Consider the following 21726-nt stretch of genomic DNA (forward strand, 5'->3'; position numbering starts at 1 on the left):
TGGATTGCTTCGCGGAGTTCGCAATGACGAATGTGGAGGTAGCATGAGCGAAAAATTACCTGCGCCAACTCCGCGACTGACCGTCATCACGCTCGGCGTCAGCAACATGCGGGCCAGCATCGCCTTTTACGAAGCGCTGGGATTTGCGCGAAAAATTCGCTCAACCGGCGAGGCCGTCGCTTTCTTCGACACTGGCGGTCCCGTGATCGGCCTGTTCCCGTGGAATCAACTGGCAGAGGACGTGACGCTGCCGGACCATCCGCGGCCCAAGACCTTCCGCGGCGTGACGCTGGCCTGGAACTGCTCGTCGAAAGAAGAAGTCGACACCGTGCTCGACTTCGCGATCGCCAAGGGCGCCTCGCTGCTCAAGCCCGCGCATGAGACCAGTTACGGCGGCTACGCCGGATATTTCGCCGATCCGGACAACCATCCCTGGGAAGTCGTGGTCGCACCGGGCGTTGAGGTCGGCGACGACCGGCGGGTTCATTTGGCGGATTAAGCCCGCGATCAGACGCGTTGCGATTGAATAGCGGGACTTGAGCCCAGTTCCCGGTTGCGCGCCGACGCTCGCTTGCGCAACCATCCCGGCATGATTCGGGATAAATCCGCCAAGAAGGCCGTGGCCAAGCCGGCGGCCAAACCAGCGGCCAGGCAGGCCGAGCTGCCGACCGGCGTGATCGCGGTGGCGCCGCCGAGCTTTCGGCGCGAGCGCGCGCTGATCAAGCGCGGCGTCTGGCCGATCGCCGGCTGCGACGAGGCCGGGCGTGGCCCGTTGGCCGGTCCCGTGGTCGCCGCAGCCGTGATTCTCGATCCGAAGCGAATCCCGAAGGGGATCGACGATTCGAAGCGGCTGACGGCGGAGCGCCGCGAGGAGCTGTTCGAGGAGATTTGCGCGACCTCGTCGTTTGCGGTCGCGTTCGCCTCGCCGGCGCGAATCGATCGCGACAATATCCTGCGCGCCTCGCTGTGGGCACTGACCCGCGCCGTGCACGCGCTGCCGGAAATACCCAAGCATGTGTTCGTCGACGGTCGCGACCGGATCGAGGTGCCCTGCGACTGCGACGCCGTGATCGGCGGCGACGGCATCGTTATGTCGATCGCCGCCGCTTCGATCATCGCCAAGGTGACGCGCGACCGCCTGATGTGCGCGCTGGCGCTGGACTGCCCGGGCTACGGTTTCGAAACCCACAAGGGTTACGCCGTGCCGGAACATCGCGAGGCGCTGGACCGGCTGGGACCCAGCGTCCACCACCGCCGTTTCTTCGCCCCCGTGATCGCCGCGCGTGCGAAGCATGAGCCGGGCACCGTCGAGCCGGATCTGTTCGCGGTGGAAACGGAAATTGACGCTGACGTCTCGGCGGCGCTCTAAGGTGCTTCGTCTCGACGCGTTTTCTTGACGCGAGCCGGTATCCATCCCGCATCAAGTGCGGGACAGGCCTCGCTTGAAAACGCTATGGTTGCCTCGGCGGGTTGCGCGCTCTATCAAATGGCTTCGGGCAAGGCCGGGCCGCTGGGATCGGCGCGGGCATTCGGACGGTTCATGCGTTTCACCTCCCTGGTTGTCGAACTGATCCGCGCCCGGCCGCGGCTGGTCGTCTGGCTCGTGGTGCTGCTGCAGGCAGCAATGTGGCTGATCCTGCCGATGCTGCTCTATCGCAGCCCGCCCGGCGATATCGCCACGGTTCTGGCGTTCGGCCGGGAATATCAGGTCGGGACCTATTTCGGCCCGCCGCTGGCGTTCTGGCTCGCCGATATCGCCTACCGCGCGGCCGGCAATCATGTGTTCGGCGTCTATCTGCTGGCGCAGGTCTGCGCGGTCGTCACCTTCTGGAGCTACTATCAGCTCGCGCGCGCCATCGTCGGCGGTCAGCATGCAGTTCTCGCGGTGCTTCTGAGCATGACGGTGGTGGCCTTCAGCTCGCCCGGGGTCGAATTCGGCCCGCTGGTGCTGGCGCGGCCGCTGTGGGCGCTGCTGTTGCTGCATTCCTGGCGATTGATCGGCCAGAACCGGCGCAGCGCCTGGTTTGCATGGTCGATCGAGGCCGGCTTGTTGCTGCTGACGATTCCGGCCGCGCTCGGGCTGCTGCTGCTGATCGTCGGATTTACCCTCGCCACCGCGCGCGGGCGGCGCACCCTGATGTCGCTCGATCCGCTCTATGCGCTGCTGGTGATCGTCGTATTGGTGCTGCCCTATCTGATCTGGGTCGTCCGCGCCGACGTGCTGGCGATGCCGCCGTTGCCGGGAGTGGATGATCTGTCGGCCAGGGCGATGCACTGGGGCGGCCTGCTCGGCGGCCTGTTGCTGGGGACGGCCGGCATCGTGCTGCTGGTGATCCTCAACTCCGGCGTGTTCGTGCGCAAGGCCGAGGAAGCGCCGATCATCTACCGGCCGCCGGTCGATCCGCTGGCGCGGCAATTCGTCTATACGTTTGCAATCGGCCCGGCGCTGTTTGGCAGCCTGATCGCGGGCGTGTTCAATCTCGAGCGCGTTAGCGGCGGCGCCGGCGTCGCCTTGCTGATGTCGGGGCTGGCCGTGGTCGTTGCGACCGGCGATCTGATCCATCTGCGCCGCCAGCGGCTGCTCCGCACGGTCTGGGCCGCGGCGGTCGCAGCACCGGCTTTCGTGGCCATCGCGACCACGCTGTTCCTGCCCTGGACCACCGGCGCCGAAGTGCCGACCTCGCTGCCGGCGCGGGCGATCGCGCATTTCTTCGGCGACAGTTTTGAGCGGCGCACCAACCAGCGGCTGCGCGCGGTGGCCGGCGATCCGCAACTCGCAGGCTTCATCGCGATGGATGCCGGCCGTCCGCATCTGTTGCTTGATGCCACACCCGAGAGGACGCCGTGGCTGTCGCTGGCAAAATTCAATGAAACCGGCGGCGTCGTGGTCTGGCGCGCATCCGACACCTCAGGCACGCCGCCGCCGGATATTGCCCAGCGCTTTCCGGGCCTGGTGCCGGAAGTGCCGCGCGCGTTCGAATGGATGGTGAACGGCAGGCAGCCCTTGCTGCGGATCGGCTGGGGCATCGTGCGCCCGAAGGCGCCATAGGCAGTCCCTCATGGTGAGGAGCGGCCCCTTGGCCGCATCTCGAACCATGAGAGCCCGCGGCCCATCCTTCGAGACGCGGCGAAGACGCCGCTCCCTCGGTGAGCGCAAAGCGCTCATCCGGAGGATGAGGGTGAAATCGCCTTCTCCAATTCCTTCGCGATGGCGCGCAAATCCTGCCACGACATCCGCTTGTACGAAGGCGAGCGCAGCAGATAGGCCGGATGAAACGTCGCGATGGCGCGGATCGTGCGCGTGCCGGTGTCGTAGTCGAACCATTTGCCGCGGGTCTTCATGATGCCCTCGCGGGTCGACAGCAAGGTTTGCGTCGAGGGATTGCCGAGCGTCACCAGCACGTCCGGATTGACCAGTTCGATCTGCCGCTGGATGAACGGCAGGCAGATTTGCGTTTCCTGCGGCGTCGGCGTGCGGTTGCCGGGCGGTCGCCACGGAATCACGTTGGCGATGTAAGCCTTGCTGCGGTCGAGCCCGATTGCCGCGATCATGCGGTCGAGCAATTTGCCGGAGCGGCCGACGAACGGCCGGCCCTCGATATCCTCGTCGCGCCCGGGGGCCTCGCCGACGAACATGATGCGCGCCTGCGGATTGCCGTCGCAGAACACCAGCTGCGTTGCGGTGCGCTTGAGCGCGCAGCCGTCGAAATTCTCCAGCAGCGCCCGCAGCGCCTCCAGTGACGGCGCGGTTCGCGCCGTTTCCCGCGCCGAGGCGATCGCGGCTTCCGGCGCCGCGGCTATTTCGCTGCGCGAAACTGACGGCGCCGCCACGGGCATTTCCCGCACCAGTTTCTGTGGCGCGGTTTCGCGCGGCGCCGCGATGGTAGCGCTGTCGGGCTCGGCAAGCCGGTCGACCGGTTCATCGGCCAGCGCGCAATCGACCCCGGCCTCCAGATAAAAGGCCAGCAATTGCTGCACGGTAGGGACGGGTTCGGGCGCGATGGACATGCTTCTTATCTAGGACGGATCGGACCGCAGCGAAACGCCTGAGATTTCATTTCCATGGTTGTTCTCGGCGCAAAAATCGGAAACAAACGAACCTTAGAGCCGTTCTCGATTGGGCTGAGACCAGAACATGAGCACCGAAGAACTTCCGCCGCGTGAGTCCATGGAATTTGACGTCGTGATCGTCGGCGCCGGGCCGTCCGGCCTGGCGGCTGCGATCCGGCTCAAGCAGCTCAACGCCGATCTCAACATCGTCGTGGTGGAGAAGGGGTCTGAAGTCGGCGCGCATATTCTGTCGGGTGCGGTGATCGATCCGGTCTCGCTCGACAAGCTGATTCCGGACTGGCGCGAGGACGCCGATTGCCCGCTGAAGACGCAAGTCAAGGACGACCGCTTCTACTGGCTGACCGGAGCAAGCGCCATCCGGCTGCCGGGCTTTGCGATGCCGCCGCTGATGAACAACCATCACTGCTATATCGGCTCGCTCGGCGATGTCTGCCGCTGGCTGGCGCCGAAGGCCGAGGCGCTTGGCGTCGAGATCTATCCCGGCTTTGCCGCAACCGAAGTGCTCTACGACGAAAACGGCGCGGTGCGCGGCATCGCGACCGGCGACATGGGCATCGCCAGGGACGGCACGCACAAGGATTCATTCACCCGCGGCATGGAACTGCTCGGCAAATACACGCTGTTCGCCGAAGGCGCGCGCGGCAGCCTTTCCAAGGAGCTGATCGCAAAGTTCTCGCTCGACGCGAACAGCGAGCCGCCGAAATTCGGCATCGGGCTGAAGGAAGTCTGGGAGATCGACCCGGCCAAGCACCAGAAGGGCCTGATCCAGCACTCGTTCGGCTGGCCGCTGAACAATTCGACCGGCGGCGGCTCGTTCCTCTATCACTACGACGACAACAAGGTGGCGGTCGGTTTCGTCCTGCACCTCAATTACGACGATCCGTATCTGTCGCCGTTCGACGAGTTCCAGCGCTTCAAGACCCATCCTTCGATCCGAACCGTGTTCGAAGGCGGCAAACGGCTGGCCTATGGCGCGCGCGCCATCACCGAGGGCGGCTACCAGTCGGTGCCGCGCTTGAGCTTTCCAGGCGGCGCGCTGATCGGTTGCGCGGCGGGTTTTGTCAATGTGCCGCGCATCAAGGGCGTGCACAATGCGATGGGCAGCGGCATGCTCGCCGCCGAGCACGTCGTGACGGCACTCGGCGCCGGCCGCGCCAACGATGAACTGGTCGAATACGAGAATGCCTGGCGTGGTTCGCAGGTCGGCAAGGACCTCTACCCGATCCGCAACGTCAAGCCGCTGTGGTCGAAGTTCGGCACCCTGATCGGCGTACCGCTCGGCGGCCTCGACATGTGGACCAACACGCTGTTCGGCTTCTCGCTGTTCGGAACCCTGTCGCACGCCAAACCGGACAGCAAGACACTTGATTCGGCCAAGATCCACACGCCGATCGCGCCGGTGAAGCCGGACGGCAAGCTGACCTTCGACAAGCTTTCGTCCGTGTTCCTGTCGAACACCAACCATGAGGAGGACCAGCCGGTCCATCTCAAGGTCGCCGACATGAATTTGCAGAAAACCTCGGAGCACGACGTCTATGCCGGGCCGTCCAACCGCTATTGCCCGGCCGGGGTCTACGAATGGGTCGAGGAGGCCTCCGGTCCACGCTTCCAGATCAATGCCCAGAACTGCGTCCACTGCAAAACCTGCGACGTTAAGGACCCGAACGGCAATATCACCTGGGTTCCACCCGAAGGCGGCGGCGGACCCAACTACCAGGGGATGTGACCACGATTACGTGAGTTTGCGAATCGAGGCGCGCGCGGCGCTCCGGATAACCCCGGCACCGGCCACGATACCGCCACAGTGCAAGCGTCTTCGGGGGCTATTGGCCAAACGGGTGGGACGATCGGCGGCCCCAAGACCCGCTGCCAATCGATTCGCCACCCCGTATCCTTGCGGTTGAACGCCAAAAGCGGCATTGTCGCTGGGCCTTGATGCCGCCGCGTATGTCCGCATTCGAGAGCGATCGAAAGATCCTGCCATCAATCCTGGAGCTAGGCGAACCGTGATGCTTTCCACTCGTTTCAATCGCTGGACCATCGCCGCTGTTACCGTCGCCGCGCTTGCCGCGCCCGGCTCGCTGCTGGCGCAGACGCCCGAGCATACCGGCGACAATTCGGCGCAGTTTCCCAGCAAGAGCGATCTGAAATCGCTGACCACCTCCGGCAGCTATCTGGCGGCGCGCCATGCCAGCGTCGAACGCGACGCCAGCTCGGCCGCGGCGTTCTACCGCTCGGCGCTGCGTACCGATCCGAAGAACAACGAATTGCTCGACCGCGCCTTCATCTCCTCGCTGGCCGACGGCGACATCGACGAGGCGGTCAAGCTCGCCGACCGCATCCTGACGCTGGACAAGGCCAACCGCGTCGCGCGGCTGGTCGTGGGTGTCCGCGACCTGAAGCAGAAGAAATACGCGACCGCGCAGCTCAACATCAATCAGTCGATCCGCGGGCCGATCACCGATCTGGTGGCGACGCTGTTGTCGGGCTGGGCCAGCTTCGGCGCGGGCGATTCCAAGGCGGCGGTCGCCAATATCGACAAGCTGACCGGCCCGGAGTGGTATCCGATCTTCAAGGATCTGCATACCGGCATGATCCTGGAACTCGCCAACAAGGACAAGGATGCCGGTGCGCGATTCGAGCGCGCCTACAAGCTCGACGATTCCATGCTGCGCGTGTCCGACGCCTATGGGCGCTGGTTGTCGCGCAACAAGGATCAGGCGGCGGCGATCGGCATCTACGAGGCGTTCGACAAGAAGCTGCCCCGGCATCCCTTGGTGCAGGAGGCGCTGCGCGACACGCGGGCCGGCAAGAAGATGCCGCCGCTGATCGATTCGGCGCAGGCAGGTGCGGCCGAAGCGCTGTATGGCATCGGCGCCACGCTGACCCGCCGCGGCGGCGAGGATCTGGCGCTGGTCTATCTGCAGCTCTCGCTTTACCTGCAGCCCAACCATCCGCTGGCGCTGCTCTCGCTGGCCGATCTCTATGAGTCGGTGAAGAAGCCCCAGATGGCGATCAAGGTCTATGAGCGCATGCCGGCGAATTCGCCGCTGAAGCGCAATGCGCAGATTCAGCTCGCCACCAATCTCGACGCCGCCGATCGCAGCGAGCAGGCGATCAAGATCCTGAAGGACGTCACTGCCGAAGACCCCAAGGACATCGAGGCCATCATGGCGCTCGGCAATATCGAGCGCGGCCGCAAGAAGTTCGCCGACTGCGCGACGACCTATTCCAGGGCGATCGACGTGATGCCCAGCGTGACCGACAAGAACACCTGGGTCACCTATTACTATCGCGGCATTTGCCAGGAGCGCTCCAAGCAGTGGAGCAAGGCCGAGGCCGACATGCGCAAGGCGCTCGAGCTGCAGCCCGAACAGCCGCATGTGCTGAACTATCTCGGCTATTCCTGGATCGATCAGGGCATCAACCTCGACGAAGGCATGAAGATGATCAAACGCGCCGTCGATCAGCGTCCCGACGACGGCTATATCGTGGACTCGCTGGGCTGGGCGTTCTACCGCATCGGCAATTTCGAAGACGCCGTGAAGAACCTCGAGCGCGCGATCGATCTCAAGCCCGAAGATCCCACCATCAACGACCACCTTGGCGACGCCTATTGGCGCATTGGCCGCACGCTGGAAGCCAAGTTCCAGTGGGCCCATGCGCGCGACCTGAAGCCCGAGGCGGAAGAATTGCCGAAGATCGAGGCCAAGATCGCCAATGGCCTGCCCGAGGACACGTCGTCCGCGGCATCCGCCGACAAGAAAAAAGAAGACGGCAGGGGTGGCTGATCGAAAGCTTTGGGGGCAGTTCGGCCATGCCGGCGTTGATTGATGAGGGGCGTGCCAAGGTCAACCTGACCTTAAGGGTGGTTGGCCGCCGCACCGACGGCTTCCATGACCTGGAAAGCGTGGTGGCGTTTGCCGATTGTGCTGATCGTCTGACGCTGACGCCGGGTCCCGAGCTGACGTTGCAAATGTCCGGCCCGCTGGCGCAGGCCTGCGGCGAGACCTCGGACAATCTGGTGCTGAAGGCGACGCGCCTGCTGGCGGAGCGCGTGCCGGGCCTGAAGGCCGGCAGTTTCACGCTCGACAAGGTATTGCCGGTCGCGGCTGGCATCGGCGGCGGTTCGGCGGATGCGGCGGCAGCGCTTCGGCTGCTGGCAAAATTGAACGGGCTGGCGCTCGACGACGAACGGCTGCTCGAGGTCGCGCTTGAGACCGGTGCCGACGTGCCGGTCTGTCTTGGCTCGCGCGCCTGCGACATGACCGGGATCGGCGATAACCTGACGCTGCTCAGCCTGCCGATCATGCCATGCGTGATGATCAACCCCTGCGTTCCCGTTCCGACCAAGGATGTATTCAAGGCGCTCGGCTTGCGTAACGGCGAATTGCTGGTCGGCGTAACCGACGTGTTCCGCGGCACCGACTGGCCGGAAGCCGGCGCGTCGGTCGAAGACTGGGTCGAAGTGCTGGCGGCCAGCACCAACGATCTGGAGGCGCCGGCGACGCGCATTCAGCCTGTTATCGGCGAGGTGATCGCGGCGCTGAACGCCACCAACGGCGCCTGGCTGGCGCGGATGTCGGGATCCGGCGCGACCTGTTTTGCGATCTATGAAAACACCGCCGACGCCGGCCGCGCCGCCGAGAAAATCCGGCGCGAGCATCCCGGCTGGTGGGTGCACGCGGGAACGTTGAGCTAGCTCGCCGGCCGCCGCACCAGCGCGAGCGACACACCGAGCCCGGCGATGAACAGCCCCGAGCCCTGCCGCAGGCGCTGCACGAGACGCGGCCGGCGCACCAGGCCGGCGCGCGCTGACGCTGCCATCATCACCACGACGAAATCAACGAGCGTGTTGAGCCATACCGAGACCAGGCCGAGTGCGATGAACTGCAGGGCAGGGTGGCCGCCGGCAGGATCGATGAACTGCGGAATGAAAGCCAGAAAGAACGCCGCGGTTTTCGGGTTCAGCGCTTCGACCAGCACGCCCTCGCGAAACGCCTGCTGCGCGCCGGCCGGGCTGATCGCCTCCACCATCTGTTGTCGGCCTTCGCGAAACGTCCGGATGCCGAGCCAGATCAGATAGAGCGCGCCGGCGAGTTTGAGTACCGTGAAGAGTTCGGCGCTGGCGAGGATGAGCGCCGACACCCCAAGCGCGCCCGCGACGACATGGACCAGTCCGCCCAGCGCGGTCCCCAATGTCGAGGCGACTCCCGTCTTGCGGCCACCCGACAGCGTCCGTGCAGCGACGTAAAAAATCCCAGGACCGGGGACGGCGGCGATGATCAGGGCTGCGGCAAGAAAAAGCGACAAATTCATTCAATCATTCCTACGCTTGCCACGTATTCGACCGTCATCCTGAGGTGCGCGCTCTTACGCGCCTCGAAGGATGGGCCACATGCGCCGTGCCCTGTCATCCTTCGAGGCTCGCCAAAGGGCTCGCACCTCAGGATGACGTCGACATCTAGTTTAATGCGATCTTGCCAGGCAGAATGCCACGACCTGCTCGAGCGCGGTCTTCATCGGCGAGGCCGGAAACAGCGCCAGCGCGTCGACGGCCATCGCGCCGTAATGATGGGCGCGGCTGATGGTGTCTTCCAGCGCGCGATGCTTGGTCATCAGCCCGATGGCGTGATCGAGATCGTTAGCCCCGATCTCGCCGCGCTCCAGCGCCTTGACCCAGAATGCGCGCTCGGTGGCATTACCGCGGCGGAACGCCAGCACCACCGGCAGCGTGATCTTGCCCTCGCGGAAATCGTCGCCGACGTTCTTGCCGAGTTTTGCCGATTTGCCCCCATAGTCCAGCACGTCATCGACGAGCTGGAACGCGATGCCGAGATTCATGCCGACCGAGCGGCAGGCGGTCTGCTCGGCCTTCGGCCGGTTGGCGATCACGGGACCGACCTCGCAAGCCGCGGCGAACAATTCCGCGGTCTTGCCGCGGATCACGGCGAGATATTCGTCCTCGGTGGTCGCGGTGTTCTTGGCCGCCGCGAGCTGCATCACTTCGCCCTCGGCGATGGTGGCGGCCGCCGAAGACAGGATGTCGAGCGCCCGCAACGAGCCGACCTCGACCATCATGCGGAAGGCCTGGCCGAGCAGGAAGTCACCGACCAGCACGCTCGCCTCATTGCCCCACAGCATCCGCGCGGACAATTTGCCGCGCCGCAATTCGCTCTCGTCGACCACGTCGTCGTGGAGCAGGGTTGCGGTATGCATGAACTCGACCGAGGCGGCGAGCTTGATATGGCCGTCGCCGGAATAGCCGGTGAGGCTGGCCATCGCCAGCGTCAGCATTGGGCGCAGCCGCTTTCCCCCTGACGAGATCAGGTGGTTGGCGACCTCGGGGATCATGGTGACTTCCGAACCCGTCCGCGACAGGATCGTGGCGTTGACCCGCTCCATATCGGCGGCGACCAGCCCGACCAGCTCATCTATCGAAGCGTTGGACGGGCTTTCGAAGGGTACAATAACCGCCACGCGGGTCTCCAAATCTGGCCAATTCGCACTATCCTATCCTACAATAGAAAGTGCGGGCTAAAGCGGCAAGGGCACGTAGCGGTTGACATCGGCCGCAGGCAGCGTTTTCAAGCGAAGCGGATCCCCGCTTCGCGTCAGGAAAACGCGTCAAAACAAAGCACCTGGTCCTCGGTTCTGAGCCAATCAGAACCGAGGCTCAGGCCCTCCGATCGGCCGACAAAGGAGAGCGCGAATTGCGGGAATTGGTTCGGACCAACGACATTGTGCTGGTTTCCGCGGTGGGCGCGCTGCTCGACGGCGCCAATATCCATCATCTGGTGCTGGACCAGAACATGAGCGTCATCGAGGGATCGCTGGGCGTGCTGCCACGCCGCATCCTGGTCCATGAGGACGACAACCGCGAGGCGCGCCAGCTGTTGACCGATGCCGGGCTGGCCCATGAATTGCGAGCGGATGAATAATCTCGATGTCACCGAGGACGCCTTTCTCGGTGGGGCCTTGCGCTTAAGGCAGCTCAAGTCGGGGCACCGCGCCGGTCACGATGCCATCCTGCTGGCGGCGGCGACGCCGGCCTGTGCAGGTAATCGCGTGGTCGATCTCGGCGCCGGGGTTGGCGCGGCGGGCCTCGCGGTGGCCAAACGGGTCGGGGATATCGATCTCGTGCTGGTCGAGATCGATCCCGATCTCGCAGGTCTCGCGCGCGCCAATGCGGAAGCGAATGCGCTTTCCGCTGACGTGATCGTGCTCGATGTCGAATCGGCCGCCGACGTCTACACGGCGGCCGGTTTGCATCCCGACAGCGTCGACGTCGTATTGATGAATCCGCCGTTCAACGATTCGACGCGGCATCGCGTCTCGCCGGACCGCGCGCGCGGGATCGCGCATGTCGCGACATCGACCACGCTTTCGAACTGGATTCACGCGGCCCGGCGCATTCTCAAATCCAGGGGCATGCTGACGCTGATCTGGCGCGCCGACGGCATTGCCGAGGTGCTGGCGGCGCTCGATCACGGTTTCGGCAGCCTGGAAATCCTGCCGGTTCACGGTGATGTGAAGGCGCCCGCGAATCGAATCCTGATTCGCGCCACCAAGGGCGGGCGGGCGCCGACGCAAATTCATGCCGGCCTGATGCTCAGGGATGAGCGAGGCGCGCCCAACAAAGCGGTGCAGGAGATTTTGGCGGGAAGGGGGATCTTGGCGTTGGCCGTCCCGTAGCGGGCGGCCAGCAATTTCATGTCTCGCTCACGTCTCGAGCGAGTCGGGAGCCGAAAAGCCTATTGCGGAAGCGATTCAGGCTGTCGTTTCGGTGCCGAGGTGAAGTGAACCGCGGTCAAAATGCTGCCGATCAGCATTATCAGCAGGTAGATTTTCATGTCACTCTCCGCTGCGCCATTGCAGCCGTAACGGCCACGTTGCAAAAGGCCATCCAGCCCTAATTCGTTCCCGCTCTTCCAATGACAGTGGCGTGATAAAAAATGGTTAATTCGAGGTAACGGCATGAGTGAACAAATAAGTGATCGTGTGGGATTGTCGGGGCTTGCCGAGCGGCTGAAGGAGTGGGTCCCGGCCAAATTCCGGCGCGGGGCCGCGGTGGTGCCGGTGGTGCGATTGTCCGGCGTGATCGGCGCGGTGACGCCGCTGCGGCCGGGCATGTCGCTGGCCGGCATCGCCAAGACGCTGGAGCGCGCTTTCGGTACCAAGAATGCCAAGGCCGTTGCGCTGGTGATCAATTCACCCGGGGGCTCGCCGGTGCAATCGCGCCAAATCTATTTGCGGATCAGGCAGCTTGCCGCGGAAAAGAATTTGCCGGTGCTGGTGTTCGTCGAGGACGTCGCAGCATCCGGCGGCTACATGATCGCCTGCGCCGGCGACGAGATCTTTTGCGATCCCTCCTCGATCCTGGGATCGATCGGCGTGGTCGGCGGCAGTTTTGGTTTCCAGGAGATGATCAGGAAAATCGGTGTCGAGCGGCGGCTCTATACGGCGGGCGCCCACAAGGCGATGCTCGATCCGTTCCTCCCCGAAGACCCCGATGACGTGGCGCGCCTGAAGTCGCTTCAGCGCGAGATCCACGCCATCTTCATCGCGCTGGTCAAGCAGAGCCGCGGCAGCCGCCTCAAGGGCGCGGACGACACGCTGTTCACCGGGGAATATTGGGCTGGCGAAACCTCGGTGTCGCTGGGCCTGGCGGATGCGATCGGCGACCTGCGTTCGACGCTGCGCACCCGCTACGGCGACAAGGTGCTGACGCCCGTCATCGCGCCCGCCAGCGGGATGCTGTCCGGCCTGCTTGGTCGGCGGTCGCCGGGGGCGGGCTCGATGGGCCTGTTCGACGGGCTCGGAGGCCTCCCGGACGATGTGATTTCCGCGCTCGAAACCAGGGCGATTTGGGCCAAATTCGGGTTCTAAAGCGTTTTCAAGCGAAGTGGATACCGGTTCGCGTGAACAAAACGCGTCAAAACAAGAGTCTTAGCGCCGCACCGCCGCGCCATTTAGTCCTAAAGGCGGGAATTGCGGTGCAGCCCGGCTTGCGCGAGAATGCACCTATTGGGGGCGTGACCGACGTGAACGACAAGGATCGACCGATGCCACCGTTGATCGCATTCGCAGGGGCCCTGGGTGGGCTCGCCGTGGTCCGCTGGGCTTACAAGACCGCCGTCCGGATCAACCGTGAGCTGGAGGAGGCGCGGCTGGCCCGCGTCGCGGAAGCTGCCCGCGCGAACGAAATCCCGACCCTGCGGCGGGACCCGGTCACCGGGGCCTATCGGCCGGGCTAGACAAGGAAAAACCCTCATCCTGAGGAGCCCGTCTTCGCCCGCTGGGCTTCGCCGGGCACGCTTTGCCGTTTTGGTGAGTGGCTGCGCCACGCGTAGCCCGAAGGGCAAAGCGTGGTTCGAGACGCGCGAAGCCGCGCTCCTCACCATGAGGAACGGGCTACCATCGCCTTGATTCCCCTCGCTGCCGCCGATACGGTCCCGCGCGCCCAAAATCCCCTCGCGAGACCGATTCTGCCGATGGATGAATTGCCTGCCCATATGCGCCCGGAACGTTCGTTCCAGGGCTTCATTCTCGCCCTGCAGCGGTTCTGGGCCGAACAGGGCTGCGTGATCCTGCAGCCTTACGACATGGAAATGGGCGCAGGCACCTTTCATCCAGCGACGACCTTGCGCGCGCTCGGGCCGAAACCGTGGCGGGCCGCCTATGTGCAGCCCTCGCGCCGCCCGAAGGATGGCCGCTACGGCGAAAATCCCAACCGGATGCAGCACTATTACCAGTTTCAGGTGATCATGAAGCCGTCGCCGCCGAACCTTCAGGAACTGTACCTGAAGTCGCTCGCCGCGATCGGCCTCGATTCCAGCCTGCATGACATCCGCTTTGTCGAGGACGATTGGGAAAGCCCGACGCTGGGCGCCTGGGGCCTCGGCTGGGAGTGCTGGTGCGACGGCATGGAAGTGTCGCAGTTCACGTATTTCCAGCAGGTCGCGGGCGTGGAATGCGCGCCGGTCGCCGGCGAACTCACCTATGGCATGGAGCGGCTCGCCTGCTACCTGCAGGGCGTCGACCATGTCATGGACCTCAACTTCAACGGCCGCGAGGGCGCCGACAAGGTGACCTATGGCGATGTGTTCCTGCAGGCCGAGCAGGAATATTCGCGGCACAATTTCGAATACGCCGATACGGCCATGCTATTCGAGCAGTTCAAGATGGCCGAAGCGGCCTGCAAGAAGTATCTCGCGGCGGGCTGGCAAGAAACCCTGAAGTCCGGCAGCAATCAGAAGGAGCACCTGATGGCGCTGCCGGCCTATGACCAGTGCATCAAGGCGAGCCACGTCTTCAACCTGCTCGATGCCCGCGGCGTGATCTCGGTGACCGAGCGCCAAAGCTACATCGGCCGCGTGCGCGACCTCGCAAAAGCCTGCGGCGAAGCCTGGGTCCACACCGAAGCGGGCAGGGCAGCTTGATGCCTGATCTTTTGCTCGAATTGTTTTCAGAAGAAATCCCCGCGCGCATGCAGGCGAAGGCGGCGGACGATCTGCGCCGCATGGTCACCGACAAGCTCGTCGCAGAGGGGCTGGTGTATGAGGGCGCAAAAGCGTTCGTGACGCCGCGGCGGCTGGCGCTGACGGTGCACGGCATTCCGGCGCGGCAATCCGATCTCAAGACCGAACGCAAGGGCCCGAAAATCGGCGCGGCGGATGCGGCCGTGCAGGGCTTTTTGAAAGCGACCGGCCTCAATTCGCTCGACGAGGCAAAAATCCAGCGCGACCCCAAGGGCGACTTCTACATCGCGCTGATCGAAAAGCCGGGCCGCCCGACGCTCGACGTGCTGGCGGAAATTCTGCCGGTCATCGTTCGCACCTTCCCGTGGCCGAAATCGATGCGCTGGGGCGAACGCTCGGCCAAATCGGGCGCCCTGACCTGGGTGCGGCCGCTGCATTCGATCATCGCGACCTTCGGTCCGGAGACCGAAGAGCCCGAAATCGTAAAATTCTCCATCGATGGCATCGAGGCCGGCCAGACTACTTTTGGTCACCGCTTCCTGGCGCCCTCGGCGATCCCCGTGCGCCGCTTCGGGGACTACGAAGCCAAATTGAAGGCCGCCAAGGTCGTGATCGACCCGCAGGCGCGCAAGGACATCATCCTGGCCGACGCCAAGCAGCTGGCGTTCGCGCAAGGCTTTGAGCTGGTCGAGGACCAGGTGCTGCTCGACGAGGTGTCGGGCCTCGTCGAATGGCCGGTCGTGCTGATGGGTTCGTTCGACGAGGAGTTTCTGTCGATCCCGGGCGAAGTGATCCGCGCCACCATCCGCAACAACCAGAAGTGCTTTGTCGTCAGCGATCCCAAGACCGGGAAGCTGACCAACAAGTTCATCCTCACCGCCAACATCGAGGCCAGCGACGGCGGCAAGGCGATCATCGCCGGCAACGAACGCGTGATCCGCGCGCGGCTGAGCGATGCGAAGTTTTTCTACGAGACCGACCTGAAGACGAAGCTGGAAGACCGGCTGCCGAAATTCGAGAACATCGTGTTTCATGAGAAGCTGGGCACGCAGGCCGCGCGTATCCAGCGCATCGAGCGGCTGGCTGCGGAAATCGCGTCGCTGGTCGGCGCGGATGTCGAAAAGACAAAACGCGCTGCGCATCTGGCCAAGGCGGATTTGCTGACTGAAGTGGTCGGCGAATTTCCGGAACTGCAAGGCTTGATGGGCAAGTACTACGCTCTGGCGCAAGGCGAGGATGCTTCCGTCGCCGCCGCGAGCGAGGAGCACTACAAGCCGCAAGGACCCGCGGATCGCGTGCCGACCGATCCGGTGAGCGTCGCGGTGGCGCTGGCCGACAAGCTCGATACACTGGTTGGCTTCTGGGCCATCGACGAGAAGCCGACGGGCAGCAAAGACCCGTATGCGTTGAGACGCGCGGCGTTGGGTGTGATCAGGCTGATCGTCGAAAACGGAGTCCGGACGAATCTCATGCCTGTCGCGAACAAACATATCTTGTCGTTTGTTAGCGCACAGGGACTGAAGGATTGGAATGGACAGCAAGTCGATCAGAAATGCATCGACCTTCTCTCCTTTTTCGCCGACCGCCTGAAAGTCCAGCTCCGCGACCAAGGTGCCCGTCACGACCTCGTCGACGCCGTGTTCGCGCTCGGCGGTCAGGACGATCTCCTCATGGTCGTCCGCCGCGTCGAAGCGCTCGGCAAATTCCTCGACACCGACGACGGCAAGAACCTGCTCGCCGGCACAAAGCGCGCCAGCAACATCCTCGCGATCGAAGAGAAAAAGGACAAGCGCAGCTTCGACGGCGCGCCGGACAGGACGCTTTACAGGCTCGACGAAGAAAAGGCGCTGGCGACGGCGATCGATCAGGTGAAGAGCGAAGCCGGCGCTGCCGTAGCAAAAGAAGACTTCGCCGCCGCGATGAGCGCAATGGCAAAACTGCGGCCGGCGGTCGATGCGTTCTTTGACAAGGTCAAGGTCAACGACGATGAACCAAAAACCCGTGAAAACAGACTGAAGCTCTTGAACGAAATCCGTGCGGCGACGCGCGCGGTGGCGGACTTTTCGAAGATCGAGGGCTGAGACGTGGATCCCAAGACGCTGGCCGCTTACGATTCGGATGCGGCGGCGTTCGCCAAAGACTGGCATGAGCAGCCGGCGCCGGTTGACCTGCACGAAGTCGTCGAGCGGTATTTCGTGCGCGGCGGCAATTCGGCCGATATCGGCTGCGGCTGCGGCCGCGAGGTCGGCTGGCTCAATGCCAACGGTTTTTCGGCCGTAGGCTTTGATGCCTCCGAGGGCCTGCTGGCTGAAGCGCGGCGGCGCTATCCCGAGCTGAAATTCGCAGCAGCCGAATTGCCCGAGCTGAAGGGCGTCGGCACCTACGACAACGTGCTGTGCGAAACCGTGATCATGCATCTGGAGCGCGCGCAGATCGCGGCCGCGGTGCGGCGCCTGCTCGGCATCGTCAAGCCCAGCGGAATTCTTTATCTGAGCTGGCGGATTACCGGCGATTGCGACATACGCGATGCCAAGGGGCGTCTTTACGCCGCGTTCGATGCCGCACTGGTGCTGGCGGAGCTGAAAACGACGACGCTGTTGCTCGATGAAGAGGTCGTCAGCGCCTCCTCGGGCAAGAAGATCCATCGACTTGTTGCCAAGAAGCCGGGGCTGGAGATCAGGGAGTAAACTTAATCGCCGTGGATTCGGCGTCATCCTGAGGTGCGAGCCCAGCGGTGCACTTGCACCGCTGGGCGAGCCTCGAAGGATGGACCACCGGCTGTAACCCATCCTTCGAGGCGCGCAAGAGCGCGCACCTCAGGATGACGGCGGTGCCAGCCAAAGAAAAGCCCCGCCCAGGGGGGAACGCCGGGCGGGGCTTTCTTGTCCGGTCGTCTCTCGCGCACATCCGCTTGCGCGGCGCCCGGACTGATCGTTCAGGCTAGCGGGATTAGTCGACGACCTGAACGATGCGACGCGAACGCGGTTCGACCAGAACCGTCTGGCCGTTCACCACGGTATATCGATAGGGTGTCGCGGCAACAGTCTGCGGCACGTCGTAATAGGTGATGCCGGCATCCGGCAGCACGCTGCCGACGGTTATACGGTCCGGAATGGTGAAAGTCGGCACGCGCTCACGCACGACATATTCCCGGAACGCCGGGCGCTGTTCGGCGGTGATGCCCTCATGCTCGCCGACCACCACGCTGCCGCCGCGAACGACACCCACGGTGTCGCTTTGCGCCTGTGCTGCGATGGGTGCAGCCAACGCGCCGGCGATCGCTGCAATGGCAAGTAGTCTGTTCTGCATGGTGTACTCCCTCGCGCAGAAGAACGCCGGCTAACCAGCGTACGATGGGAGGCCAATTCATCGCGCGCGGCATTGTTCCGGAAAAAGCCCGCCTCACACGCGGCATTTTCGGGCAATTTTTGCGAGAGCCGGAACCCATTGAGGCGGCAGGCGTCTCCTATTGCGGAACCGCGCCAGCGGTTAAGTTGCCTGCCTCGATTCGACGTCCCTCATCTCTCCCGGAGAAATTTCAAATGACCATCACCGCCGCGCACATTTCCCCGATCGTTGCCTTGATTGCGGGAATCCTGATCTTGATCATGCCGCGGTTCCTCAATTTTATCGTCGCAATCTACCTGATCGTGGTCGGTCTGGCCGGGCTCGGCGTGTTCAAGATGCTTCGCTTCTAGTCAGGCAAGCAAAGTTTCGCGGCTTGCGCGGAACCCCCCGAAGTGGTGTAAGGCGCGCATCTTCTCCTCTCTTTCCGGATTGTCATCTGCCATGGCCAAAGCGGTTGCGAAGTCCAAGAAAACCGTCGAGAAAATCGTCGATAAAACCGTAGCGAAATCAAAGCCATCTGGTGGGGCCAAGGCCGCACCCGCGGCCTCGGCGCGCAAGGCGCTGCCGAAGGCTCCGGCGAGGCCGGTTGCCAAGGCGGCTGCGAAGCCTGCTGCGAAGGCCGCTACAAAAGCTCCAGGCAAGCCTGCGGCTAAAACGGCGAAGAAAGCCGTCGTCAGCAAGCCGGCCGTGGAAGCGGTAAAATCGGGCAAGTGGGTCTACACGTTTGGTGACGGCAAGGCCGAGGGCAAAGCGGGCTTGCGCGACCTGCTCGGCGGCAAGGGCGCCAACCTCGCCGAAATGGCCAATCTCGGCCTGCCGGTGCCTCCCGGCTTCACGATTCCAACCTCGGTCTGCACTTACTTCTACGCCCACGACAAATCCTATCCGCCCGCGCTCAAGGCGCAGGTCGAGAAGGCGCTGGAGCATGTCGGCAAGCTGACCGGCAAATCGTTCGGCGATTCCAGCAATCCGCTGCTGGTTTCCGTCCGCTCCGGCGGCCGCGCTTCGATGCCGGGCATGATGGATACCGTGCTCAATCTCGGCCTCAACGACCAGACCGTCGAAGCGCTCGCCGAATTGTCCGGCGATCGCCGCTTCGCCTATGACAGCTATCGCCGCTTCATCACCATGTATTCGGACGTGGTGCTCGGCTTCGAGCATCATCATTTCGAAGACATCCTCGATACCTTCAAGGACGGCCAGGGCTACACGCTCGACACCGACCTGACCGGCGACGACTGGGTCGAACTGGTCGGCCGCTACAAGGATGCGGTGGCGCGCGAGACCGGCGCGGACTTCCCGCAGGATCCGCACGCGCAATTGTGGGGTGCGATCGGTGCGGTGTTCTCATCCTGGATGAACACGCGCGCGGTGACCTACCGCCGGCTGCACGACATTCCGGAATCCTGGGGCACGGCCGTGAACGTGCAGGCCATGGTGTTCGGCAACATGGGCGAGACCTCGGCGACCGGCGTTGCGTTCACGCGCAACCCCTCGACCGGCGAAAGCAAGCTGTACGGCGAATTCCTGATCAACGCGCAGGGCGAAGACGTGGTGGCGGGCATCCGCACGCCCCAGGACATCACCGAGTTTGCGCGCCAGGAATCCGGCTCCGACAAACCGTCGATGGAAACCGCGATGCCCGACGCGTTCAAGGAACTGACGCGGATCTACACGCTGCTCGAAAAGCACTACCGCGACATGCAGGACATGGAGTTCACGGTCGAGCAGGGCAAATTGTGGATGCTGCAGACCCGCGGCGGCAAGCGCACCGCCAAGGCGGCGCTGCGGATCGCGGTCGAGCTCGCCAATGAAGGCCTGATCTCGAAAAAGGACGCGGTGATGCGGATCGATCCCGCCTCGCTCGACCAGCTGCTGCACCCGACCATCGATCCCTCGGCCAAGCGCGACGTCATCGCGACCGGCCTGCCGGCCTCGCCCGGTGCCGCCTCCGGCGAAATCGTGTTCTCGTCCGATGAAGCGGCGAAACTGCAGGCCGACGGGCGCAAGGTCATCCTGGTGCGGGTCGAGACCAGCCCGGAAGACATTCACGGCATGCACGCGGCCGAAGGCATTCTCACCACCCGCGGCGGCATGACCTCGCACGCCGCCGTGGTGGCGCGCGGCATGGGCAAGCCCTGCGTCTCCGGCTGCGGCACGATCCGCGTCGATTACGGCCGCGGCACCATGAGCATCGGTACCCGCACCTTCAAGACCGGCGACGTCATCACCATCGACGGATCGGTCGGCCAGGTGCTGGCCGGGCGGATGCCGATGATCGAGCCGAAACTGTCGGGCGAATTCGGCACGCTGATGGGCTGGGCCGACGCCGTCCGCAAGCTCGGCGTCCGCGTTAACGCCGACACGCCGGAAGACGCGCGCACCGCGATCAAGTTCGGCGGCGAGGGCATCGGCCTTTGCCGCACCGAGCACATGTTCTTCGAGGAGACCCGCATCCGCACCGTGCGCGAGATGATCCTTTCCGAGGACGAGCAGTCACGCCGCGCGGCGCTGTCAAAACTGCTGCCGATGCAACGCGCGGATTTCGTCGAATTGTTCGAGATCATGAAGGGCCTGCCGGTCACGATTCGTTTGCTCGATCCGCCCTTGCACGAGTTCCTGCCGCACACCCAGGCCGAGATCGAGGAAGTCGCGCGCGCGATGAACACCGATCCGCGCAAGCTCGCCGATCGCGCCCGCGATCTCGCCGAGTTCAATCCGATGCTGGGCTTCCGCGGCTGCCGTCTTGCGATCGCCTATCCTGAGATCGCCGAGATGCAGGCGCGGGCGATCTTCGAAGCCGCGGTCGAAGCCGAAAAGCGCACCAGCAAGGCGGTCGGCCTCGAGGTGATGGTGCCGCTGATCGCGACCAAGGCCGAGTTCGATCTGGTCAAGGCGCGGATCGATATCACCGCGCAGTCGGTGATGAAGGAGACCGGCAAGAAGCTCGCCTATCAGGTCGGCACCATGATCGAGCTGCCGCGCGCGTGCCTGATGGCCGGCGACATCGCGAACACCGCAGAGTTCTTCTCGTTCGGCACCAACGACCTGACGCAGACCACCTACGGCATCAGCCGCGACGACGCGGCGAGCTTCCTCGGCACCTATGTTGCGAAGGGCATCCTCGAGATCGATCCGTTCATCTCGGTCGACCGCGATGGCGTCGGCGAACTGGTCAAGATCGGCGTCGCGCGAGGCCGCAAGACGCGGCCCGATCTCAAGGTCGGGATTTGCGGCGAGCACGGCGGCGATCCCGCGTCGGTGGCGTTCTGCCACGAGATCGGGCTCGACTACGTCTCGTGCTCGCCCTATCGCGTGCCGATCGCACGCCTTGCCGCGGCGCAAGCCGCGCTGGGCAAGACGGTCGCCAGCCAGGCGTAGTTCTTACTCGACGCTGACAACTAACAAAGACATCGTCATGCCCGGGCTTGTCCCGGGCATCCACATTTTTGGCGACCCTTCCGTCATTGCGAGCCAACGGGTCGCGCGAATGCGCGCCCGATGACAGGCTCCGCGAAGCAATCCAGTCTTTTTTCGTGGCCCGATGGATTGCTTCGCTGCGCTCGCAATGACGGGCTCTGAATGCGCGCACCAGCCCCGTAACAACACGGGAACCCGCAACATCTTCTTCATCATCTTCGTTGACGGGATGTTTACCACTTTCATCGCGTCCCCGTTTACCAAGACTTCTCGTGCATCAAGGCAAATGCGCGCGATCTCTTGCGTGATGCACGCTGGCCACGCCGATTAACTCCCCGGCAACCTAAATTCGATACCAACAATAAAGATCGAATTGCACGGATGTACTGACGTTCGGTCGTTTTTG

Annotated in this window: 19 protein-coding genes; 15 read left to right on the forward strand and 4 right to left on the reverse strand. The window is 63.9% G+C overall.

Going from position 1 to position 21726, the window contains the following annotated elements:
* Positions 1 to 43 precede the first annotated feature (43 nt).
* The 3 genes from ACSQ84_RS16005 (at position 44) to ACSQ84_RS16015 (ending at position 3049) form a co-directional block, all read left to right on the forward strand.
* Positions 44 to 499, forward strand: a complete 456-nt coding sequence (locus ACSQ84_RS16005; RefSeq protein ID WP_436212649.1) for a VOC family protein — start codon at positions 44 to 46, stop codon at positions 497 to 499.
* A gap of 90 nt (positions 500 to 589) precedes the next feature.
* Positions 590 to 1369: a ribonuclease HII gene (locus ACSQ84_RS16010; protein WP_436212650.1), complete on the forward strand. Its 780-nt coding sequence runs from the start codon at positions 590 to 592 to the stop codon at positions 1367 to 1369.
* 171 nt (positions 1370 to 1540) lie between these two features.
* Positions 1541 to 3049: a glycosyltransferase family 39 protein gene (locus ACSQ84_RS16015; protein ID WP_436212651.1), complete on the forward strand. Its 1509-nt coding sequence runs from the start codon at positions 1541 to 1543 to the stop codon at positions 3047 to 3049.
* A 113-nt stretch (positions 3050 to 3162) separates the two neighbouring features.
* Here the strand turns inward: ACSQ84_RS16015 and ACSQ84_RS16020 are convergent, their stop codons facing one another.
* The gene (locus tag ACSQ84_RS16020; protein WP_436213091.1) at positions 3163 to 4002 is read right to left on the reverse strand and encodes a uracil-DNA glycosylase; all 840 of its coding nucleotides are present in this window, start codon (positions 4000 to 4002) and stop codon (positions 3163 to 3165) included.
* Between the two features lie 133 nt (positions 4003 to 4135).
* Here ACSQ84_RS16020 and ACSQ84_RS16025 point away from each other — a divergent pair, with 133 nt between their 5' ends.
* The 3 genes from ACSQ84_RS16025 to ACSQ84_RS16035 all read left to right on the forward strand — a co-directional run bounded on the left by ACSQ84_RS16025 (position 4136) and on the right by ACSQ84_RS16035 (position 8773).
* Positions 4136 to 5797, forward strand: coding sequence for an electron transfer flavoprotein-ubiquinone oxidoreductase (locus ACSQ84_RS16025; protein ID WP_436212652.1), 1662 nt, complete (start codon positions 4136 to 4138; stop codon positions 5795 to 5797).
* A 283-nt stretch (positions 5798 to 6080) separates the two neighbouring features.
* Positions 6081 to 7862 (forward strand): tetratricopeptide repeat protein, encoded by a 1782-nt coding sequence (locus tag ACSQ84_RS16030; RefSeq protein ID WP_436212653.1) that lies wholly within the window; start codon positions 6081 to 6083, stop codon positions 7860 to 7862.
* Between the two features lie 26 nt (positions 7863 to 7888).
* Positions 7889 to 8773 (forward strand): 4-(cytidine 5'-diphospho)-2-C-methyl-D-erythritol kinase, encoded by an 885-nt coding sequence (locus tag ACSQ84_RS16035; RefSeq protein ID WP_436212654.1) that lies wholly within the window; start codon positions 7889 to 7891, stop codon positions 8771 to 8773.
* Here the strand turns inward: ACSQ84_RS16035 and ACSQ84_RS16040 are convergent.
* Positions 8770 to 9390 (reverse strand): LysE family translocator, encoded by a 621-nt coding sequence (locus ACSQ84_RS16040; protein ID WP_436212655.1) that lies wholly within the window; start codon positions 9388 to 9390, stop codon positions 8770 to 8772. The genes ACSQ84_RS16035 and ACSQ84_RS16040 overlap by 4 nt on opposite strands.
* A 150-nt stretch (positions 9391 to 9540) precedes the next feature.
* Positions 9541 to 10551, reverse strand: coding sequence for a polyprenyl synthetase family protein (locus ACSQ84_RS16045; RefSeq protein ID WP_436212656.1), 1011 nt, complete (start codon positions 10549 to 10551; stop codon positions 9541 to 9543).
* A 233-nt stretch (positions 10552 to 10784) separates the two neighbouring features.
* Here ACSQ84_RS16045 and ACSQ84_RS16050 point away from each other — a divergent pair, with 233 nt between their 5' ends.
* From ACSQ84_RS16050 to ACSQ84_RS16080, 7 genes are all read left to right on the forward strand, one after another.
* Entirely contained in the window at positions 10785 to 11012 is a 228-nt protein-coding gene (locus tag ACSQ84_RS16050) for a DUF2007 domain-containing protein (RefSeq protein ID WP_436212657.1), read from the forward strand.
* The gene (locus ACSQ84_RS16055; protein ID WP_436212658.1) at positions 11005 to 11766 is read left to right on the forward strand and encodes a tRNA1(Val) (adenine(37)-N6)-methyltransferase; all 762 of its coding nucleotides are present in this window, start codon (positions 11005 to 11007) and stop codon (positions 11764 to 11766) included. Before ACSQ84_RS16050 ends, ACSQ84_RS16055 begins: the two co-directional genes overlap by 8 nt.
* A 282-nt stretch (positions 11767 to 12048) precedes the next feature.
* The gene (locus ACSQ84_RS16060; protein WP_436212659.1) at positions 12049 to 12960 is read left to right on the forward strand and encodes a S49 family peptidase; all 912 of its coding nucleotides are present in this window, start codon (positions 12049 to 12051) and stop codon (positions 12958 to 12960) included.
* A 176-nt stretch (positions 12961 to 13136) separates the two neighbouring features.
* Positions 13137 to 13328 carry a hypothetical protein gene (locus ACSQ84_RS16065; RefSeq protein WP_436213092.1) on the forward strand — a complete coding sequence of 64 codons (192 nt, stop codon included), beginning with the start codon at positions 13137 to 13139 and terminating at the stop codon, positions 13326 to 13328.
* 237 nt (positions 13329 to 13565) lie between these two features.
* The gene (locus tag ACSQ84_RS16070; RefSeq protein WP_436212660.1) at positions 13566 to 14513 is read left to right on the forward strand and encodes a glycine--tRNA ligase subunit alpha; all 948 of its coding nucleotides are present in this window, start codon (positions 13566 to 13568) and stop codon (positions 14511 to 14513) included.
* Positions 14513 to 16633 (forward strand): glycine--tRNA ligase subunit beta, encoded by a 2121-nt coding sequence (gene glyS / locus ACSQ84_RS16075; protein WP_436212661.1) that lies wholly within the window; start codon positions 14513 to 14515, stop codon positions 16631 to 16633. The genes ACSQ84_RS16070 and glyS overlap by 1 nt, the downstream gene beginning before the upstream one ends.
* Positions 16634 to 16636: 3 nt before the next feature.
* Complete coding sequence (locus ACSQ84_RS16080) at positions 16637 to 17239, forward strand: class I SAM-dependent methyltransferase (protein ID WP_436212662.1); 603 nt, start codon at positions 16637 to 16639, stop codon at positions 17237 to 17239.
* A 262-nt stretch (positions 17240 to 17501) separates the two neighbouring features.
* On the opposite strand, the gene ACSQ84_RS16085 is transcribed toward ACSQ84_RS16080, so the two are convergent.
* Positions 17502 to 17861 (reverse strand): DUF1236 domain-containing protein, encoded by a 360-nt coding sequence (locus tag ACSQ84_RS16085; RefSeq protein ID WP_436212663.1) that lies wholly within the window; start codon positions 17859 to 17861, stop codon positions 17502 to 17504.
* Between the two features lie 233 nt (positions 17862 to 18094).
* Here ACSQ84_RS16085 and ACSQ84_RS16090 point away from each other — a divergent pair, with 233 nt between their 5' ends.
* Entirely contained in the window at positions 18095 to 18250 is a 156-nt protein-coding gene (locus ACSQ84_RS16090) for a DUF3096 domain-containing protein (RefSeq protein WP_436212664.1), read from the forward strand.
* 91 nt (positions 18251 to 18341) lie between these two features.
* Positions 18342 to 21281 (forward strand): pyruvate, phosphate dikinase, encoded by a 2940-nt coding sequence (gene ppdK, locus ACSQ84_RS16095; RefSeq protein ID WP_436212665.1) that lies wholly within the window; start codon positions 18342 to 18344, stop codon positions 21279 to 21281.
* Positions 21282 to 21726 lie beyond the last annotated feature (445 nt).

It is taken from the genome of Bradyrhizobium sp. LjRoot220, from assembly GCF_964252915.1.
Taxonomy (GTDB): domain Bacteria; phylum Pseudomonadota; class Alphaproteobacteria; order Rhizobiales; family Xanthobacteraceae; genus Bradyrhizobium.

Coding starts and splice junctions, on each gene's coding strand:
- ppdK (WP_436212665.1), top strand. CDS start 18,342: ATGGCCAAAGCGGTTGCGAAGTCCAAGAAAACCGTCGAGAAAATCGTC.
- ACSQ84_RS16085 (WP_436212663.1), bottom strand. CDS start 17,861: ATGCAGAACAGACTACTTGCCATTGCAGCGATCGCCGGCGCGTTGGCT.
- ACSQ84_RS16040 (WP_436212655.1), bottom strand. CDS start 9,390: ATGAATTTGTCGCTTTTTCTTGCCGCAGCCCTGATCATCGCCGCCGTC.
- ACSQ84_RS16055 (WP_436212658.1), top strand. CDS start 11,005: ATGAATAATCTCGATGTCACCGAGGACGCCTTTCTCGGTGGGGCCTTG.
- ACSQ84_RS16090 (WP_436212664.1), top strand. CDS start 18,095: ATGACCATCACCGCCGCGCACATTTCCCCGATCGTTGCCTTGATTGCG.
- glyS (WP_436212661.1), top strand. CDS start 14,513: ATGCCTGATCTTTTGCTCGAATTGTTTTCAGAAGAAATCCCCGCGCGC.
- ACSQ84_RS16005 (WP_436212649.1), top strand. CDS start 44: ATGAGCGAAAAATTACCTGCGCCAACTCCGCGACTGACCGTCATCACG.
- ACSQ84_RS16030 (WP_436212653.1), top strand. CDS start 6,081: ATGCTTTCCACTCGTTTCAATCGCTGGACCATCGCCGCTGTTACCGTC.
- ACSQ84_RS16065 (WP_436213092.1), top strand. CDS start 13,137: ATGCCACCGTTGATCGCATTCGCAGGGGCCCTGGGTGGGCTCGCCGTG.
- ACSQ84_RS16015 (WP_436212651.1), top strand. CDS start 1,541: ATGCGTTTCACCTCCCTGGTTGTCGAACTGATCCGCGCCCGGCCGCGG.
- ACSQ84_RS16035 (WP_436212654.1), top strand. CDS start 7,889: ATGCCGGCGTTGATTGATGAGGGGCGTGCCAAGGTCAACCTGACCTTA.
- ACSQ84_RS16060 (WP_436212659.1), top strand. CDS start 12,049: ATGAGTGAACAAATAAGTGATCGTGTGGGATTGTCGGGGCTTGCCGAG.
- ACSQ84_RS16025 (WP_436212652.1), top strand. CDS start 4,136: ATGAGCACCGAAGAACTTCCGCCGCGTGAGTCCATGGAATTTGACGTC.
- ACSQ84_RS16070 (WP_436212660.1), top strand. CDS start 13,566: ATGGATGAATTGCCTGCCCATATGCGCCCGGAACGTTCGTTCCAGGGC.
- ACSQ84_RS16010 (WP_436212650.1), top strand. CDS start 590: ATGATTCGGGATAAATCCGCCAAGAAGGCCGTGGCCAAGCCGGCGGCC.